The sequence below is a fragment of the Streptomyces cinereospinus genome, from assembly GCF_042430725.1.
GTDB lineage: Bacteria > Actinomycetota > Actinomycetes > Streptomycetales > Streptomycetaceae > Streptomyces > Streptomyces cinereospinus.
Genome location: NZ_JBHMCY010000108.1, coordinates 1 through 18,181 on the forward strand (window position 1 = coordinate 1; position 18,181 = coordinate 18,181).

Sequence of the window (18,181 nt, forward strand, 5' to 3'; positions counted from 1 at the left end):
TACCCGTTCCCAGCCGGGTCCGCGACAAGATCGCGAAGTCAGACTGGAGTACTAGTGAACTCTAAGCTGAGCCGCACGGGGTGCCTCCCGTCAAGAGGTTGAACAGTTTCCGGGACCATGCGCACAGCGCGGGCACCGCCACCTCGGGCGGGAGCGGCGCGCGTGCGAACGGTGACGGAGGGTTACGTCCGTTGTTTCAGGGTTGCCGAGGTCAGCCCCGCCTGGACCTGGCGCTGGAAGGACAGGTACACGACCAGCATCGGGATCATCGCGATGGTCACCCCCGCGAAGAGCACCGGCAGGTCGGAGGCGTAGCCCTGCTGCTGTTCGAACTGGACCAGGCTCTGGGTGAGGACGTAGCGCTCGGGGTCGTCACCGCTCTGCGGCTGCATCAGGACCGTGGGCAGGATGAACTGGTTCCACTGCCCGAGCATGTTGAAGATGCCCACGCTGATCAGGCCCGGCCTGGCCATCGGCAGCATGACCTGGAAGAAGGCCCGGGTGTGCGAGGCGCCGTCCAGGATCGCCGCCTCGAACACCGCCGTCGGCAGGGTGCGCGGAAGAAGGCGTGCATGAAGAACACGGTGAACGGCATCGAGTAGGCGACGTACACCAGGATCAGCCCCTGGTAGGTGTTGAGCAGGTCCAGCCGCCGCACCATGAAGAACAGCGGGACCAGGGCCGGGAACACCGGGAACACCGGGAACACCGCACCGGCCACGAAGAAGTAGTACAGCAGCCGGTTGCCCCGGTACGGGTAGCGGGCCAGGACGTACGCGGCCATCGAGCCCAGCAGCATGGTCAGCGGCACCGAGAAGGCGAGCACGGCCACCGTGTTGGCGATGGACACGTCGCGCGGGACGGACTGCATCGCGGCGGAGAACAGCACCAGGTAGAAGCCGACGCCGTGCCAGACCACGACCAGGATCAGCGCCCACAGCACGACGTCGGGTCCGTTCAGCCACTCGACGGGATCGCCCGGCGTCGACCAGGCCCAGTCGCACCAGGAAGCCGTTGAGCATGCCGCCGCTGTCACTGCGGTACACGGCGCCGAACAGCACCGCGAGAATCGCCGGCGACAGCACCTGCGGAAAGAAGTACACCACTTGGTAGAAGCCGGATCCGGCCACACCGGAAACCCCGCCGGCCCGGCTGCGTCCGCCCGCGTTCAGCATGCAGGCGAAGAACAGCGCGAGCAGGATGGTGATCACCGGGATGAAGACCAGGAACAGGATGCTGTGCCAGACGGCGTCCCTGAAGATGTTGTCCTGGAGCAACGCCTTGTAGTTGTCCAGCCCGACGAAGGAGAAGGTCTGCGACTGCCCCTTTTCGTCGGTCAGGGAGTACCCGAACGTCTGGATGTACGGCCAGATCACGAACGTCAGATAAAGCGCCGCGGGAACGAGAAGGAATCCCGCGACGAACCGGTACTGCCCTTTACGCATTGGCGTCCCTGCCGCCAGCTCTTCACCGACGGCCACTGCAACGCCCGCAGGGGCGCGGGGAATTGCACGACGGGCTGCACCGGGCCAGCATCCGCACTTCACCGCACCACCACGGCACTCGCCCGGATCTACTCCCGACGGTTGTTCTTGGCCGCCGGATCCTTGGCGGCCTCGTCCACGGCGGCCTGCGCCCGCTTCTGCCATTCCCTCGGCTGAATCCGCTGCGCCATGAGTTCGTTGGACGCGTTCTGGATCGCGGTGTCCATCTCGCCGTACCACTCCGTGTACAGGAACCGGAACGTGTTCTCCCCGGCCGCCCTGGACGCCTCGACCGCGGACTGCGTACCCGGCCGCAGCCGGACACCGGGGTCGACGCCGTCCTGCAGGATGGTCAGCGAGTTCGCCTCCCGGTGATCTCCTGGGTTCCGGTGCGGGTGGAGGTGACACCCCATTTCTTCCGGAACGCGGCTTCCCACGCCTTGGCGTAGTCGTCGCCGTAACCGCCTTCGAAGATGACGACGTCGGGCTTGCTGCCGTCCTTTACGCCGAAGGGGCTGTCCTTCGACGTCCTGCCCTGGGTGTCGTCGGACGAGTCGTCACCTCCGCCGCCGCTGGCGCACGTGGACACCAGGCCCGTCGCGGGTACGCAGGCCAGGCCGAGTGCGGCGGACCGCTTGATCAGTGTCCGGCGGCCGACGCCTTCGGCGCCGGGATTCCTGGCGGATGGGGATCCCATGCTCAAGTCCTCGCCTTCTGAACGGGACTCAGGCGGTGAACCGGTTTCTCCTCGGCACCGCGTGCGGTCAAGCAGGGTCGTGCGGGAGGCGCGCATCACCGAATCGCCGACAGGTGTAGTCCATTTCCCGCCGACGGGGCAAGATCGAGTACAGGGTTCGCCATGGGTCTTTTCCGAGTGGAGACCTCGCGGAAATACCCGTCACCCACGGGCGGCCCGCCGGAAAAACACGCGGCACGCAGGCCTCTTCGGCTCGGTCAACACCCTTGACAGCATCGACCACTTGGGCACTACTGGTCCCTGCACACATCGTTTGACAACGTTGTCCACAGGTTCGGGAGGGTGTTGGCGGATGCGGCACAGAGTGCGACACAGATGGAGTACGGCGGTCGTGGCAACGGCCGCCTTCGTCATGGCCGCCGGCTCGCAGGGGGTGGCCGTCGCCCTGCCGAAGGCGCCGGCCGTGGACCGGGAGTTCACCTCCTCGTTCGAGACCGGCCAGCCGGCACCGGACTGGCTGAACACCGTCGACACCGCACCGGACGGCGGCAAGCGGGCCTCGGGCGTGGACGGCGGGTACAGCAGCGGCATCCCGGGCAACGTGACCGACCATGTCACCGACGTACGGGCGAGCGGCGAGAACACGGGCGGCGGTGAGGTGAAGGAGAACCTCGTCGACACCGAGCCGAGCACCAAGTGGCTGACGTTCACGTCGACCGGCTGGGCCGAGTTCGACCTGGACGCACCGGTGCGGCTCGCCCGGTACGCCCTGACCTCGGCCAACGACCACGCCGAGCGCGACCCGGCGGACTGGACGCTGCGGGGCTCCGCCGACGGCGAGGAGTGGACGACGCTCGACACCCGCTCCGGCGAAACCTTCTCCACCCGTCTGCAGACCAAGACGTACGACATCGCGGCGACCGCCGCCGCCGAGTTCCGCTACTACCGGCTGGACGTCACCGCCAACCACGGCGGCGGCATCCTGCAACTGGCGGACGTGCAGTTCTCCACCGGCGGCGGTGACGGACCGGTCCCGCAGGACATGCTGTCACTGGTCGACCGGGGCCCGAGCGGCTCGCCGACGGCGAAGGCGGGCGCCGGCTTCACCGGCAAGCGGGCCCTGCGCTACGCCGGCCGGCACACCGCGGACGGCCGGGCGTACTCCTTCAACAAGATCTTCGACGTCGACGTGGCCGTCGGCCGCGACACCGAACTCTCGTACCGCGTCTTTCCCTCGATGGCGGACGGGGACCGGGACTACGACGCCACGAACGTCTCCGTCGACCTCGCCTTCACCGACGGCACCTACCTGAGCGAGCTGGGGGCGCTGGACCAGCACGGCTTCCGGCTCTCCGGGCGCGGGCAGGGCGAGGCCAAGGTGCTGTACGTCAACCAGTGGAACAACGTCGTCTCCCGGATCGGCTCGGTGGCGGCCGGCCGGACCGTCGACCGGATCCTGGTGGCGTACGACTCCCCCGCCGGCCCGGCGAAGTTCCGCGGCTGGGTGGACGACGTGGCCCTGGCGGTGAAGGCGCCCGAGAGGCCGAAGGCGCACCTGTCGGACTACGCGCTCACCACCCGCGGCACCAACTCCAGCGGCGGCTTCTCGCGCGGCAACACCTTCCCCGCGACCGCCGTGCCGCACGGCTTCAACTTCTGGACCCCGGTCACCAACGCGGGGTCGCTGAGCTGGCTGTACGACTACGCCCGCGGCAACAACGCGGACAACCTGCCGACCGTCCAGGCGTTCAGTGCCAGCCACGAGCCGAGCCCCTGGATGGGCGACCGGCAGACCTTCCAGGTGATGCCGTCCGCCGCCGCCGGCACCCCGGACCTCGGGCGGACGGCGCGGGCGCTGGCCTTCCGGCACGAGAACGAGGTCGCGCGGCCGCACTACTACGGGGTGCGGTTCGAGAACGGCCTCAAGGCCGAGATGACCCCGACGGACCACGCGGCGATGCTCCGGTTCACCTACCCCGGCGACGACGCGAGCGTCCTGTTCGACAACGTGACCGACCAGGCGGGTCTGACCCTGGACACGGCGGCCGGGGTGGTGACCGGCTACTCGGACGTGAAGTCGGGCCTGTCCACCGGCGCCACCCGGCTGTTCGTCTACGGCACCTTCGACAAGCCGGTGACGGAGGGCTCGGCCAGCGGCGTGCAGGGCCACCTGCGCTTCGACGCGGGCGCCGACCGCACCGTCACGCTGCGCCTGGCGACCTCGCTGATCAGCGTCGACCAGGCCAGGGACAATCTGCGCCAGGAGATCCCCGAGGGCACCTCGTTCGAGGCGGTGAAGGCGAAGGCGCAGCGGCAGTGGGACCGGCTGCTCGGCAAGGTCGAGGTCGAGGGCGCCACGCCGGACCAGCTGACCACGCTGTACTCCAGCCTGTACCGGCTGTACCTGTACCCGAACTCCGGCTTCGAGAAGGTCGGCACGGAGTACCAGTACGCCTCCCCGTTCTCCCCGATGACCGGCCAGGACACCCCGACCCGCACCGGCGCGAAGATCGTCGACGGGAAGGTGTACATCAACAACGGCTTCTGGGACACCTACCGGACGACCTGGCCGGCGTACTCGCTGCTGACGCCGCGCCAGGCGGGCGAGATGGCCGACGGCTTCGTGCAGCAGTACAAGGACGGCGGCTGGACCTCGCGCTGGTCGTCGCCGGGGTACGCGGACCTGATGACCGGCACCTCCTCGGACGTCGCCTTCGCGGACGCGTACGTCAAGGGCGTCGACTTCGACGCGGAGGCGGCGTACGACGCGGCGGTGAAGAACGCCACCGTCGTGCCGCCGTCCTCGGGCGTGGGCCGCAAGGGCATGGCGACCTCGCCCTTCCTCGGCTACACCGGCACCGACACCCACGAGGGCCTGTCGTGGGCGCTGGAGGGCTACCTCAACGACTACGGCATCGCGCGGATGGGCGCCAAGCTCTACCAGGAGACCGGCGAGCAGCGCTACAAGGAGGAGTCGGCGTACTTCCTCGACCGCGCCCAGGACTACGTCAACATGTTCGACGCGCAGGCCGGCTTCTTCCAGGGCAAGGACGCGTCGGGCCGGTGGCGCGTGGACTCGGAGCAGTACGACCCGCGCGTGTGGGGTCACGACTACACCGAGACCAACGGCTGGGGCTACGCCTTCACCGCCCCGCAGGACAGCCGGGGGCTCGCCAACCTCTACGGCGGCCGCGACGGGCTCGCCGAGAAGCTGGACGAGTACTTCGCGACGCCCGAGACCGCCTCGCCCGAGGTCGTCGGCTCCTACGGCGGGGTCATCCACGAGATGACGGAGGCGCGGGACGTCCGGATGGGCATGTACGGGCACTCCAACCAGGTCGCCCATCACGCGATCTACATGTACGACGCGGCCGGGCGCCCCTGGGAGGCGCAGGAGAAGGTGCGCGAGGTGCTGTCCCGCCTCTACACCGGCAGCGAGATCGGCCAGGGCTACCACGGTGACGAGGACAACGGCGAGCAGTCGGCCTGGTTCCTCTTCTCCGCGCTCGGCTTCTACCCGCTGGTGATGGGCAGCGGCGAGTACGCGGTCGGCTCCCCGCTGTTCACCAAGGCGACCGTGCACCTGGAGAACGGACGGGACCTGGTGGTGCGGGCCCCGAAGAACAGCGCGCGCAACGTCTACGTGCAGGGCCTGAAGGTCAACGGCCGCAACTGGACGTCGACGGCGCTGCCGCACACGCTGCTCGCCCAGGGCGGGGTGCTGGAGTTCGACATGGGGCCGCGGCCGTCGGCGTGGGGCACCGGCGGGAACGCCGCGCCGGTCTCCATCACCCAGGACGACCGGGTGCCGGCGCCCCGGGCGGACCTGATCACGGGTGAGGGCGCCCTGTTCGACGACACGTCGGCCACGGACGCGGGCGTGACGGCCGTGGAGCTGCCGGTGTCCGGACGGGCGGAGGCCGTCCAGTACACGCTCACCTCCGCCGGCCGGGCGCAGGCCCCGACCGGGTGGACGCTCCAGGGGTCGGCGGACGGCAGCACCTGGCGGACGCTGGACGAGCGCGCGGGTGAGTCCTTCCGGTGGGACCGGCAGACGCGGGCGTTCTCGGTCGCACGGGCCGGCGCGTACGAGAAGTACCGCCTGGTCGTCACCGGTGGGCAGGCGACGCTCTCGGAGGTCGAACTGCTCGGCCGCTGAGGCTCACTTGCCCGCCCGGTCCGCGGGCCGCGTCCGTCGCGGCCCGCGGACCGGGCTTCCGCCGTTCGGGGGCCGCCCTCCGCGGCGCACCGGGACCGACTCCGTTGCCCGGGGCGACCGGGCAGGAGGGCGGGCGGGCCGCCGGGGCCGTCGTCGGGGACGCGGACGGCGCACTCCGCGGGCGTGGCGGTCACGGTCGCCATGTCCCCCGTCCCGTCCCGGTCCGCTGAGGGGACCCTGTGCTCCGGCCGGGCGGGGGCGATGTGCCGGCGGCGGCACGACGTCCGCCCTCACGCACCGGCGGCGCGGTTGCGGCGGCACGACGAAGGCCGCACCCCCGTCAGCCGGGGATGCGGCCCAGTCGCCGTACCGGATCCGTTACTTGCGGATCAGGCTGCGCAGCACGTACTGCATGATGCCGCCGTTGCGGTAGTAGTCGGCCTCACCGGGGGTGTCGATGCGGACGACCGCGTCGAACTCGACGCCCGTGTCGGTGGTGACCTTCACCGTGCGCGGGGTGGTGCCGTCGTTCAGCTCGGTGACGCCGGAGATGGCGAAGGTCTCCTCGCCGGTCAGGCCGAGGGAGGACGCGGACTGGCCCTCCGGGAACTGGAGCGGCAGCACGCCCATGCCGATGAGGTTGGAGCGGTGGATGCGCTCGTAGGACTCGGCGATGACGGCCTTGACGCCGAGCAGGGCCGTGCCCTTGGCCGCCCAGTCGCGGGACGAGCCGGATCCGTACTCCTTGCCCGCGAGGACGACGAGCGGGATGCCCTGCTCGATGTAGTTGCGGGAGGCGTCGTAGATGAAGGAGACCGGGCCGCCGTCCTGCGTGAAGTCGCGGGTGTAGCCGCCCTCGGTGCCCGGCGCGATCTGGTTGCGCAGGCGGATGTTGGCGAACGTGCCGCGGATCATGACCTCGTGGTTGCCTCGGCGCGAGCCGTAGGAGTTGAAGTCACGACGCTCCACACCGTGCTCGGTGAGGTACTGGCCGGCCGGGGTGTCGGCCTTGATGGCGCCGGCCGGGGAGATGTGGTCGGTGGTGACCGAGTCGCCCAGCTTGGCCAGCACGCGGGCGCCGGTGATGTCCTGGACCGGGGCCGGCTCCATCTGCATGCCCTCGAAGTACGGGGGCTTGCGGACGTAGGTGGACTGCGGGTCCCACTCGAAGGTGTTGCCGGTCGGGATCGGCAGCGCCTGCCACTGGGCGTCACCCGCGAAGACGTCGCTGTAGGACTTGGCGAACATGTCCTCGCCGATGGCGTTGGCGACGACGTCGTTGACCTCGGCCTCGGAGGGCCAGATGTCCTTGAGGTAGACCGGGTTGCCGTCGGTGTCGGTGCCGAGGGCGTCCTTGGTGATGTCCACCTTCATGGAGCCGGCGAGGGCGTACGCGACGACCAGCGGCGGGGACGCCAGGTAGTTCATCTTGACGTCGGGGTTGATCCGGCCCTCGAAGTTGCGGTTGCCGGAGAGGACCGAGGTGACGGCGAGGTCGTGGTCGTTGACGGCCTTGGAGACCTCCTCCGGCAGCGGGCCGGAGTTGCCGATGCAGGTGGTGCAGCCGTAGCCGACCAGGTTGAAGCCGACCTTGTCCAGGTACGGGGTCAGGCCCGCCTTGTCGAAGTAGTCGGTGACGACCTTGGAACCCGGGGCGAGGGTGGTCTTGACCCACGGCTTGCGGGTCAGGCCCTTCTCGACCGCCTTCTTGGCCACCAGGGCGGCGGCGACCATGACGTACGGGTTGGAGGTGTTGGTGCACGAGGTGATGGCCGCGACCGTCACCGCGCCGTGGTCGATCTCGTAGGACGAGCCGTCGGGGGCGGTCACGGTGACCGGGTTGGACGGGGCGCCGTTCGGGATCGTGGACGGGGCGTCGGAGCCGGGGAAGGACTCCTTGCTGGCCTCGTACTCGTCGTTGACGTAGGTGCGGACGTCCTGCTTGAACTGCTCGGCGGCGTTGGCCAGGACGATGCGGTCCTGCGGGCGCTTGGGGCCGGCGATGGAGGGGACGACCGTGGAGAGGTCCAGCTCCAGCTTCTCGGAGAAGTCCGGCTCGGCGGCCGGGTCCAGCCAGAGGCCCTGCTCCTTGGCGTACGCCTCGACCAGCGCGAGCTGCTGCTCGGAGCGGCCGGTCTGCTTCAGGTACTTGATGGTCTCGCCGTCGATCGGGAAGATCGCGGCGGTGGAGCCGAACTCCGGCGACATGTTGCCGATGGTGGCCCGGTTCGCCAGCGAGGTGGCGGCGACGCCCTCGCCGTAGAACTCGACGAACTTGCCGACCACGCCGTGCTTGCGCAGCATCTCGGTGATGGTGAGCACCAGGTCGGTGGCGGTGGTGCCGGTGGGCAGCTCGCCGGTCAGCTTGAAGCCGACGACGCGCGGGATGAGCATGGAGACCGGCTGGCCGAGCATCGCGGCCTCGGCCTCGATGCCGCCGACGCCCCAGCCGAGCACGCCGAGGCCGTTGACCATCGTGGTGTGCGAGTCGGTGCCGACGAGGGTGTCCGGGTAGGCCTGGCCGCCCCGCACCATGACCGTGCGCGCCAGGTGCTCGATGTTCACCTGGTGGACGATGCCGGTGCCGGGCGGGACGACCTTGAACTCGTCGAACGCGGTCTGGCCCCAGCGCAGGAACTGGTAGCGCTCCTTGTTGCGGCCGTACTCCAGCTCCACGTTCTGCGCGAAGGCCTCATGGGTGCCGAACTTGTCGGCGATGACGGAGTGGTCGATGACCAGCTCGGCCGGGGCCAGCGGGTTGATCTTCGCCGGGTCGCCGCCGAGCTCCTTGACGGCCTCACGCATGGTGGCGAGGTCCACCACGCAGGGCACACCGGTGAAGTCCTGCATGATCACGCGGGCCGGCGTGAACTGGATCTCCTGGGACGGCTGGGCCTGCGAGTCCCAGCCGCCGAGAGCGCGGATGTGGTCGGCGGTGATGTTCGCGCCGTCCTCGGTGCGGAGCAGGTTCTCCAGCAGGACCTTCAGGCTGTAGGGGAGCCGGGCCGAGCCCTCCACCTTGTCCAGGCGGAAGATCTCGTACGACTCGTCGCCCACCTGCAGCGTGCTGCGGGCGTCGAAGCTGTTCGCCGACACGACAGTCTCCTTCATTCATGTGCGCGTACCACCGCATCCTGCCGCCACGCCGTCCTGGCCGATCCGCTGAGGTTCGGCTAAGTTAGGTAACCCTTACCGCCAGACCGGTGACAGCGCATGGCCGCGGTGCGCCCAGGCAGATATCTCGATGTCGAGATAACTCTAGTACATGGGGGCCGACTGGTCATGCCCGGACTCGTGTGATCTCCTTCGCCCGGCGGCACCCCCGTCCCCGCCCCTTCGCCACGAAGCACTCCTCTTCGGCCATCAGTGCGCGAAGTGGGGGTAACCGAAGAGAAGCCGGACGGCCCGGCGACGAAGCGAAGGGAGGCGCACATGCCGCTGACGTTCCGCAAGAGCTTCCAGATCCTGCCCGGCGTGCGACTGAACATCAACCGGCGCTCCTGGTCCATCACGACGGGCGGCAAGAACGGACCACGGCACACCCGCAGCAGCACCGGACGTCGTACGACATCGATGGATTTGCCCGGACCTTTCGGATGGCGTCGGACCCGTTCGGCGCGGCAGCGTTGACGGCCCGTCACCCGAATGGCCCCCTCAAGAGGCACCATCTCATATCTGAGATAACCTCAGCCTCATGGCAGACGACTACCTCGTACGCATCGGCAAGCTCATCCGTGACGCCCGCCAGCACCGGGGCTGGACACAGTCGCAGCTCGCCGAGGCACTCGGCACCAGCCAGAGCGCCGTCAATCGCATCGAGCGCGGCAACCAGAACATCAGCCTTGAGATGATCGCCCGAATCGGTGAAGCACTCGACAGTGAGATCGTCTCACTGGGCTACGCGGGTCCGATGCATCTCCGGGTGGTCGGCGGACGCCGGCTGTCGGGCTCCATCGATGTGAAGACGAGCAAGAACGCGTGCGTGGCGCTGCTGTGCGCCTCGCTGCTCAACAAGGGGCGCACGGTGCTGCGTCGGGTCGCCCGCATCGAGGAGGTGTACCGCCTCCTGGAGGTGCTCGGGTCCATCGGCGTCCGCACCCGCTGGATCAACGACGGCGTCGACCTGGAGATCGTGCCGCCGGCCGATCTGGACCTGGCCTCCATCGACGCCGAGGCGGCCCGCCGCACCCGCTCCATCATCATGTTCCTCGGCCCGCTGCTGCACCGCATGGACCGCTTCAAGCTGCCCTACGCCGGCGGCTGCGACCTCGGTACGCGGACCATCGAACCGCACATGATCGCGCTGCGCCGGTTCGGTCTGGACGTGGCGGCGACGGAGGGTCAGTACCACGCGGTGGTGGACCGGTCCGTGCGGCCGGACCGGTCCATCGTGCTGACCGAGCGCGGCGACACGGTGACCGAGAACGCGCTGCTGGCCGCCGCGCGGCACGACGGCGTCACCGTCATCCGCAACGCCTCCTCCAACTACATGGTCCAGGACCTGTGCTTCTTCCTGGAGGCCCTGGGCGTCGAGGTGGAGGGCATCGGCACCACCACGCTCACCGTGCACGGCGTGCCGACCATCGACGTCGACGTGGACTACTCCCCCTCCGAGGACCCGGTGGAGGCGATGAGCCTGGTCGCCGCCGCGGTCGTGACGGAGTCGGAGCTGACGGTGCGTCGGGTGCCGATCGAGTTCCTGGAGATCGAGCTGGCGGTCCTGGAGGAGATGGGCCTGGACCACGACCGCACGCCCGAGTACGTCGCCGACAACGGCCGCACCCGGCTGGTCGACCTCACCGTCCGGCCCTCCAAGCTGGAGGCGCCGATCGACAAGATCCACCCGATGCCGTTCCCCGGCCTGAACATCGACAACGTCCCCTTCTTCGCGGCGATCGCCGCGGCCGCGCAGGGCAAGACGCTCATCCACGACTGGGTGTACGACAACCGGGCGATCTACCTGACGGACCTCAACCGCCTCGGCGGCCGGCTCCAGCTGCTGGACCCGCACCGGGTCCTGGTCGAGGGCCCGACCCGCTGGCGCGCCGCCGAGATGATGTGCCCGCCCGCCCTGCGGCCGGCGGTGGTCGTCCTGCTGGCGATGATGGCGGCGGAGGGCACCTCCGTGCTGCGCAACGTGTACGTCATCAACCGCGGCTACGAGGATCTGGCCGAACGGCTCAACTTGATCGGGGCGCAGATCGAGATCTTCCGGGACATTTGATGTGCGGATGCCGTCGCACTCTGTCTGACCTGCTATTCAGCGGGTCAGGGGGTGCGGCGGCATCTGCGGGACCTGTCCGGGACTTCGGGCCCGCGGCGGGCTGCGGGCCACGATCCACAGGCTCTGCCGACCGGCTACGGCTGCGGCTACGGCTACGGCTACGCGAAGATCGCGTCGATGGCGGAACTTCCCCGTGCGCCGGCGCGGGGCAGGACGTGGGAGTACTTCCGCAGCGTGAACGACGCCCGTCCCCGGGCGGTGGATCTCGGTCGGCGATCTTGGCCGACGTCGCGCGCGACGGTATCGCACCCTGTGTCTGCGGGCCCTGTCCCCCAGCGGTCCGTCGGCACTCGATCCCGAGGACCTCCGGCTCGTCCGCTCCGCCCTCGCGGCGGGCGACGAACGCGGGCTGTCCGCGCACCTCGGGGCGGCCGGATCCTGGAGCGCCGAGGAGACGCCGTCCGGATGCGCCTGGAGCAGCACCGGACGCTGCCGGACTCCACCCGACGGCTCGCCGCCGAGCGTCGTGACCAGCAGGTCGACCGGATCCGGACCAGGGTGCGTGACGAACTCCTGGGAGCGCTGCACGCCCACCCGGCGGTGCGCAGCGTCACCGCCGGGCTCGCAGCGGAGGCCAGGGCGGGCACGGTGACTCCCACCCTGGCCACCGAGCGGATCCTGCGCCCCGTCCGCGCGGCGCCGAGGCGTCCGCGGTGAGCCGTGGCGATCAGATCAGCCCAGCATCCACTGCTGATGGGCGCCGCCGTTGCAGGTCCACAACTCCAGCGGGGTGCCGTTGACGGTCCCCGCGGGCCTGTCCCCGCCCGTGACGTCCAGGCAGAGTCCCGACTGCACGCCGGTGATGGTCCCGTTGGCGTTGAGCCTCCACTGCTGGTTGGCCCCGCCGTTACAGGTCCACAGCTGCACCGGGGTGCCCCGTTCGGTCCCGTTGTCGTGGGCGTCGACGCACATCGAGCCGTCGTAGAGGCGCAGCTCACCGGCGGCGGTGAGCGTGACGGACTGGTTGGCACGGCCGTGGCAGTCCCAGATCGCGAGCCGCGTACCGGGCTCGGTCGCGGCCTCCTCCGCGTCCAGGCAGCGCTGGGAAGCGGCGCCGACCAGGGTGTGGGTGGTGCCGAGGCTGCTGCCGCTGCCGGCCGAGACCCGGTACATCACCGTGCCGTGGGCGGGCACCGACGCGCTGATCGTGCCGCTCGTCGACGACACCGCCTTGGACCACAGGTTGAAGAGCCGGTACGAGGACGCGGCCGGCAGGCCGGCCGCGGCGGCCGTGGTACTGACGGTGGCGGTGGAGCCGGTCTCGTTGGTGAGCGTGACCGAACGGTCGCCGTTGGCCAGTTGCCTGGTCATCACGACGAGTCCGCCGGAGGAGGAGACGACGGTGCCCTGCCTGCCCAGGGGGTCCTGGTCGACGGCGATGACGTCGCTGTTCTTCAGGATGGTCAGGGTGGCGGGGCTGGCGGTGCGGATGTCGCTGCCGATGAGCAGGGGTGCGGCCATCTGGGCCCAGAGGCTGAAGTGCGTGCGGTACTCGGTGTCGGTCATGCCGCCGTTGCCGACTTCCAGCATGTCCGGGTCGTTCCAGGCGCCGGGTTTGGCGTACTGTGCCCGCGGCTGGTTCTCGTGGGTGTTCTCGAGCATCTTCGCCCAGGTGTCATTGATGTCACCGGTGGTGCGCCAGGCGTTACCGATGGCCGGCGCCCAGTTCCAGGGCCGGTTGACGCCCCACTCGCAGATGCTGTAGAGGATGGGCCGGCCGGTGGCCTTGAGCGCGTCGCCCATCGCCTTGTAGCGGGTCTCCGCGTCGACGCCGGTGTTGTTGCAGTTGTCGTACTTCAGGTAGTCCACGCCCCAGGAGGCCCACAGGGCGGCGTCCTGCCTCTCATGTCCGAGGCTTCCGGGGAAGCCGTTGTCCGCACAGGTCTTGGTGCCCGCGCTGGAGTAGATGCCGAACTTCAGGCCCTTGGAATGCACGTAGTCCGCGACGGCCTTGATGCCGTTCGGGAAGCGCACCGGGTCGGGGACGAGGTTGCCCGCGGCGTCCCGCGTGGGCAGGGCCCAGCAGTCGTCGAGGTTGACGTAGTTGTAGCCGGCGGCCTTGAGGCCCTGCGAGACGAAGGTGTCGGCGATGCCTTTGATCATCGCCTCGTTGAACTGCGGCCCGCAGGCGGTGGTGTTCCAGTTGTTGAACCCCATCGGAGGGGTCCGGGCCAGTCCGTTCTCCAGGGCCGCGGCCTCCGGCGCCGCGGTGACAGCGGCGACCTGCACGCTCGCCGTGACACCTGCGGTCACCACGAGGGTGCCGGTGAGGCTACCGGCGGCCAGCGCGAGGGAGGCGGCCGAAGCCGTGAATCGGTGTCTGAATGTGTTTTGTTTGCTCACCATGTGCGACTCCTCGGGGAGGTACCTGACGTAGAACACACAGGGCCAAACGAAAGCGAACACATCACACTGCCGCGGAATGGGCCTGTCAAGAGGATGCGCCACTTACCTCATGTTCACATTCATGAACAGGCCCCCGGCGGATCGAATCGTCAGCCATCGCCGCACCCTGCCAACAGGGTTGACCTACAGCCCGCCCAGCCCTAGCGTCCATTCCGCGAGTTCATACCTAAGTCTGGGGTTCATGAATCTGAACCCGTTACCCGAGAGCGGCGCGGGGACCCGCCGCCCGGAAGCCCTGTCCCTGATCCCGCACGGAGGGCACGCCATGGAAGAACTCTCCAGCCGACGGCAGGTGCTCGGTGTCATGGCAGGTGGCGTCCTCGCCGCCTTCGCCGCAGGCGGATCCGCCGCCGCAGCACCGGTCGCGGCACAGATCTACACCCCGCCGGCCGTACGCACCCGGCTGAACCTCAACTCCGGCTGGCGGTTCTACAAGGGCGACGTCACCGGCGCGCACGCGCCCGCCTACGACGACGGCGACTGGGACTCGCTCAGCGTGCCGCACAGCTGGAACGCCCTGGACGGCGCGAACGGCGGCAACAACTACTACCGAGGCGTCGGTTGGTACCGCAAGCACGTCACCGTGCCGGCGACCCTCTCGGGAAAAATGCTCTTCCTCCAGTTCGCGGGGGCCAACCAGGTCGCCGACGTCTGGGTCGACGGGGTCCATCTGGGCCGGCACCGAGGCGGATACTCCCGCTTCCGCTTCGGTGTGACGGACGTCCTGGAGCCCGGCCGGGACTGCGTGATAGCGGTCAAGGTGACCAACGCACCCGATCCCGACATCGCCCCGCTGGACGCGGACTACACCTTCGAGGGCGGCATCTACCGCAACGTCAGCCTGCACGCGGTCGACCGGCTCGGGGTGCGCATGCTCGACTACGCCGGCCCCGGCGTCTACCTGCGCCAGCGAAGCGTCACGGCCGCCGCCGGCACCGTCGACGTCAAGACGAGGATCTTCAACAACAACGGCGCCAGCCGCTCCGTGGTGGTGCGTGCCGTCTTCACCGACACCGACGGCACCGTCATGGCCGAGGAGAGCAGCGCCCCGCGGACGATCGGGGCCAACAGCGGCCTCGACGTCACGCAGACGCTGACCATCATCCGGCCGCGCCTGTGGAACGGCCTGGCCGACCCCCACCAGTACCGCGCCCACGTCGAGATCGTGGACGCGTCCACCAACACGGTCACGGACGTGGTCACCGAGCCGCTCGGCCTGCGCAGCTTCAGCCTCGACGCCACCACCGGGTTCTCGCTCAACGGCAAGCATCTGAGCCTGCACGGCGTCAATCTGCACCAGGACCGCGCCGTCGACGGCTGGGCCGTCAGCGACGCCGACCACACGCAGGACTTCGCCCTGATCAAGGAGCTGGGCGCCACGGCGGTGCGGATGGCGCACTACCAGCACGACCAGAAGGACTACAACCTCGCGGACGCGACCGGCGTCGTGGTGTGGGCGGAGATCCCCCTGGTCAATCACATCACCCGTTCCTCCGGCTTCACCGCGAGCACACGGGACCAGCTGCGCGAACTGATCCGGCAGAACTACAACCACCCCTCGATCGCCTTCTGGGGCATCGGCAACGAGCAGCGCACCGACGACGGCCCCACCAACACACTCCTCGCGGAGCTCGCCGCGATCGTGCGAAGCGAGGACCCCGACCGCATCAGTACCTACGCCAACAACCTCGGGGACGACGCCGATGTCGCCGCGCATGCCGACACCACCGGGTACAACAAGTACTTCGGCTGGTACGGAGGCTCCTACAACGACGCCGGGGGCTGGGCCGACAGACTGCACCAGGCCGATCCGCAGCGCACCTTCGCCGTCTCCGAGTACGGTGCGGGCGCGAACACCACCCAGCACGCGCTCAACCCCCCGGCGCCGAGTCCCGGGGGCCAGTGGCACCCGGAGGAGTACCAGGCACTGCTGCACGAGGCGGCCTGGCGGCAGTTCTCCTCCCGGTCCTACATCTGGGGCACCTTCGTCTGGAACATGTTCGACTTCGCCGCCGACGGGCGGAACGAGGGCGGCCAGCCGGGCATCAACGACAAGGGACTGGTCACACGCGACCGGTCGACCCGCAAGGACGCCTTCTACTGGTACAAGGCCAACTGGGCCACCGCACCGACCCTGTACATCACCAGCCGCCGCTGGACCACACGCACGCAGGCCGCGACCGAACTGAAGGTCTACTCCAACGCCGCGGAGGTCACCGCCGTGCTCAACGGCGTTCCGCTGGCCGTGCGCAGAAGCACGGACCGCGTCTTCAGGTGGTCCGACGTGACCCTGCGCCCGGGGCCCAACACCGTCACCGTCACCGCCTCCATCGACGGTGTGACACACACCGACACCGTCACCTGGACACTCGCCACGGATGGCCTGGCCGGCAACTGACCCCGGAAGAGGGACAGCCGCGCGGCGATGGCGGCCCTGGACTTCCGGTCGCGGGCATCCGCGACCGGGGTCCAGGGCCGCCGCCCGTTGTGCTTCGTCGGTCAGTTCAGGGTCCAGATCTGGTGCGTTCCGCCGGTGGCGGCCCACTGCTGGAGCGCCGTGCCGGGCTCGGTGGACTCCTTGGGCACGTCGATCACCCAGCCGCTGCCGAGGCTGACCAGGACGTAGGACCTGTTGGAGGCCGACGTGTACGAGCCGGCGGCCTGCAGCACCCACTGCTGGTTGGTGCCGTCGTCACACGTCCAGATGTCGATGCGGGTCCCTCGGGCCGCGGAACGGCCCGGAACCTCCTCGTCGTGGAGACGTTGGGCGAGCGCGGCCTGGTCCTCGGTGAGCTTCGGTCGGCGTCCGCCGACCCGCCCCCGGGCCCTGGCGGAGGCGAGCCCGTCGTTGGTGTTCGCCACGATCAGTTCGCGCTGGAGCTCTGCCAGTACGGATGTGCGATATCCCGTAAGTTCCCGTGACTCCTGCAGGGGTCCAGAGTCCCTGGCTGGGGCTTCTCCCTCGTTTGCATGCTCGGCCAGTTTGTGACGCAACTTCGGAATTCCTGAAGCGTTCTCGTTTCGCCCGACCATTCCGCGGCCTGGTCGAAGTCGAGGAGGCTCATGTTGTCGGCGCTGGCGGTGGTGAAGAACCCCAGCAGAGTTCTGGAGAACTCACGGGATGTCGCGCTGGGCGGCGAAACCGGTCCGCCAGGTCGGCCACTGGGGCTGCCAACCCCGACTGCGCGCCAGCACGTTGAGAGCGCCGCGCTCCCACTCCTGCCGACCTGCCACCGGGTCGGGTGCAGGCGCGCCGAGGGCTTTGGCCAGGGCCGGAAGCCACTCGTGGGCGGGAGCGGGCTCGTCGTCGACGATGTTGGCCGGCCCGCCTGGCCAGTCGAGCGCGGCCAGCACGGCGCCTGCCGCGTCGGCGACGTGGACGAAGGAGCTCACCGCGTCGTTCACCACGGTGCTCCCAAGGAAGCGCGCCGATGGGTCGCTCGCCAGGGCCGCCGCGAAAGCGCCGCCCGGTGCGTACCAGGTGCCGGGCCCGTAGAGCAGGCCGTAGCGCAGCAAGACCGCTGTCTCCAGCTCGGCCGCCGTCTCCTCCAAGGCCCTGACGGCGGCCACCATCTGGGCTCGGGGTTGAGCGGCGGTGCTGTCGAGCGGTACCACCTCCTCGGCCGGGCCTTCGCCCGGCGCGTACGCCCAGGAAATCGACTGTGCGACGATCCGGCCGACCCCAGCCGCCTTCGCGGCCTCGACCAGGTTCCGGGTACCCTCTCGGCGCATTCGGCCGTTGGCGGCCCCATCTGCGCTGGACAGGTCGGTGAGCTGGTGGATCACTACCTCCGGTGCTGCCGCGCAGACCGCGTGACGCAGTCTTTCCGCATCGAGCGCGTCCGCCTGGAATCCCGTCGCTCCGAGGCTTCTGATCCGCTCGATCCCGGCCAGGGACCGTGAGGTCCCGGTGACCTCGTGCCCAGCTTCAACCAGCATCGGGACGAGCAGACTGCCGACAGCGCCGGTGGCGCCAGCGACGAAGACACGCATGAGAACTCCAGTTCCAGGGGACGGCGGTGGAGCCCAGCCTAGATCGGAAGCGACCCAGGCCGGGTCTGTGTAGCGAACGGGTCTGTTCCGTAGTCGGTGGTGGCGGTGAGTCTCAGTCTGTGATCATCGAGCGTGCTTGATGCGAACGCGCTTGTGGG

Annotated in this window: 11 protein-coding genes and 2 pseudogenes; 5 read left to right on the forward strand and 8 right to left on the reverse strand. The window is 69.3% G+C overall.

Annotated features, from left to right (window positions below; translation table 11 throughout):
• Positions 1–182: 182 nt before the first annotated feature.
• The 4 genes and pseudogenes from ACFF45_RS33335 to ACFF45_RS33350 form a co-directional block, all read right to left on the reverse strand.
• Positions 183–838 (reverse strand): annotated as a pseudogene (locus ACFF45_RS33335) (carbohydrate ABC transporter permease); the annotation flags it as partial.
• 9 nt (positions 839–847) lie between these two features.
• Positions 848–1,445 (reverse strand): annotated as a pseudogene (locus ACFF45_RS33340) (carbohydrate ABC transporter permease); the annotation flags it as partial.
• A gap of 128 nt (positions 1,446–1,573) precedes the next feature.
• Positions 1,574–1,897, reverse strand: a complete 324-nt coding sequence (locus ACFF45_RS33345) for a hypothetical protein (protein ID WP_381350693.1) — start codon at positions 1,895–1,897, stop codon at positions 1,574–1,576.
• A complete protein-coding gene (locus ACFF45_RS33350; protein WP_381350694.1) occupies positions 1,837–2,181 on the reverse strand; it encodes a hypothetical protein in 345 nt (114 codons plus the stop codon). The genes ACFF45_RS33345 and ACFF45_RS33350 overlap by 61 nt, the downstream gene beginning before the upstream one ends.
• A gap of 352 nt (positions 2,182–2,533) precedes the next feature.
• Here ACFF45_RS33350 and ACFF45_RS33355 point away from each other — a divergent pair, with 352 nt between their 5' ends.
• A complete protein-coding gene (locus tag ACFF45_RS33355; protein ID WP_381350695.1) occupies positions 2,534–6,340 on the forward strand; it encodes a GH92 family glycosyl hydrolase in 3,807 nt (1,268 codons plus the stop codon).
• Between the two features lie 378 nt (positions 6,341–6,718).
• Here ACFF45_RS33355 and acnA read toward each other — a convergent pair whose 3' ends face one another.
• Positions 6,719–9,436 carry an aconitate hydratase AcnA gene (acnA, locus tag ACFF45_RS33360; protein WP_381350705.1) on the reverse strand — a complete coding sequence of 906 codons (2,718 nt, stop codon included), beginning with the start codon at positions 9,434–9,436 and terminating at the stop codon, positions 6,719–6,721.
• Positions 9,437–9,772: 336 nt separating this feature from the next.
• Here acnA and ACFF45_RS33365 point away from each other — a divergent pair, with 336 nt between their 5' ends.
• The 3 genes from ACFF45_RS33365 (at position 9,773) to ACFF45_RS33375 (ending at position 12,281) form a co-directional block, all read left to right on the forward strand.
• Positions 9,773–9,970, forward strand: coding sequence for a DUF4236 domain-containing protein (locus tag ACFF45_RS33365; protein WP_381350696.1), 198 nt, complete (start codon positions 9,773–9,775; stop codon positions 9,968–9,970).
• Between the two features lie 64 nt (positions 9,971–10,034).
• Entirely contained in the window at positions 10,035–11,564 is a 1,530-nt protein-coding gene (locus tag ACFF45_RS33370) for a helix-turn-helix domain-containing protein (protein ID WP_381350697.1), read from the forward strand.
• 465 nt (positions 11,565–12,029) lie between these two features.
• The gene (locus ACFF45_RS33375) at positions 12,030–12,281 is read left to right on the forward strand and encodes a P-loop NTPase family protein (RefSeq protein ID WP_381350698.1); all 252 of its coding nucleotides are present in this window, start codon (positions 12,030–12,032) and stop codon (positions 12,279–12,281) included.
• A 15-nt stretch (positions 12,282–12,296) separates the two neighbouring features.
• Here the strand turns inward: ACFF45_RS33375 and ACFF45_RS33380 are convergent, their stop codons facing one another.
• Positions 12,297–13,970 carry a glycoside hydrolase family 27 protein gene (locus tag ACFF45_RS33380; RefSeq protein ID WP_381350700.1) on the reverse strand — a complete coding sequence of 558 codons (1,674 nt, stop codon included), beginning with the start codon at positions 13,968–13,970 and terminating at the stop codon, positions 12,297–12,299.
• A gap of 241 nt (positions 13,971–14,211) precedes the next feature.
• Between ACFF45_RS33380 and ACFF45_RS33385 the strand changes: the two genes are divergently transcribed.
• Positions 14,212–16,428 (forward strand): glycoside hydrolase family 2 protein, encoded by a 2,217-nt coding sequence (locus tag ACFF45_RS33385; RefSeq protein ID WP_381350701.1) that lies wholly within the window; start codon positions 14,212–14,214, stop codon positions 16,426–16,428.
• Positions 16,429–16,529: 101 nt separating this feature from the next.
• On the opposite strand, the gene ACFF45_RS33390 is transcribed toward ACFF45_RS33385, so the two are convergent.
• A complete protein-coding gene (locus ACFF45_RS33390) occupies positions 16,530–16,892 on the reverse strand; it encodes an RICIN domain-containing protein (RefSeq protein ID WP_381350703.1) in 363 nt (120 codons plus the stop codon).
• Between the two features lie 252 nt (positions 16,893–17,144).
• Positions 17,145–18,023 carry an NAD-dependent epimerase/dehydratase family protein gene (locus ACFF45_RS33395; protein WP_381350704.1) on the reverse strand — a complete coding sequence of 293 codons (879 nt, stop codon included), beginning with the start codon at positions 18,021–18,023 and terminating at the stop codon, positions 17,145–17,147.
• Positions 18,024–18,181: the final 158 nt, after the last annotated feature.

Excerpts from the sequence above, each read along its gene's own strand:
- ACFF45_RS33355 (WP_381350695.1), top strand. The coding sequence starts at position 2,534 with ATGCGGCACAGAGTGCGACACAGATGGAGTACGGCGGTCGTGGCAACG.
- ACFF45_RS33370 (WP_381350697.1), top strand. The coding sequence starts at position 10,035 with ATGGCAGACGACTACCTCGTACGCATCGGCAAGCTCATCCGTGACGCC.
- ACFF45_RS33375 (WP_381350698.1), top strand. The coding sequence starts at position 12,030 with ATGCGCCTGGAGCAGCACCGGACGCTGCCGGACTCCACCCGACGGCTC.
- ACFF45_RS33345 (WP_381350693.1), bottom strand. The coding sequence starts at position 1,897 with ATGGGGTGTCACCTCCACCCGCACCGGAACCCAGGAGATCACCGGGAG.
- ACFF45_RS33395 (WP_381350704.1), bottom strand. The coding sequence starts at position 18,023 with ATGCGTGTCTTCGTCGCTGGCGCCACCGGCGCTGTCGGCAGTCTGCTC.
- ACFF45_RS33385 (WP_381350701.1), top strand. The coding sequence starts at position 14,212 with ATGAATCTGAACCCGTTACCCGAGAGCGGCGCGGGGACCCGCCGCCCG.
- ACFF45_RS33380 (WP_381350700.1), bottom strand. The coding sequence starts at position 13,970 with ATGGTGAGCAAACAAAACACATTCAGACACCGATTCACGGCTTCGGCC.
- ACFF45_RS33365 (WP_381350696.1), top strand. The coding sequence starts at position 9,773 with ATGCCGCTGACGTTCCGCAAGAGCTTCCAGATCCTGCCCGGCGTGCGA.
- ACFF45_RS33350 (WP_381350694.1), bottom strand. The coding sequence starts at position 2,181 with ATGGGATCCCCATCCGCCAGGAATCCCGGCGCCGAAGGCGTCGGCCGC.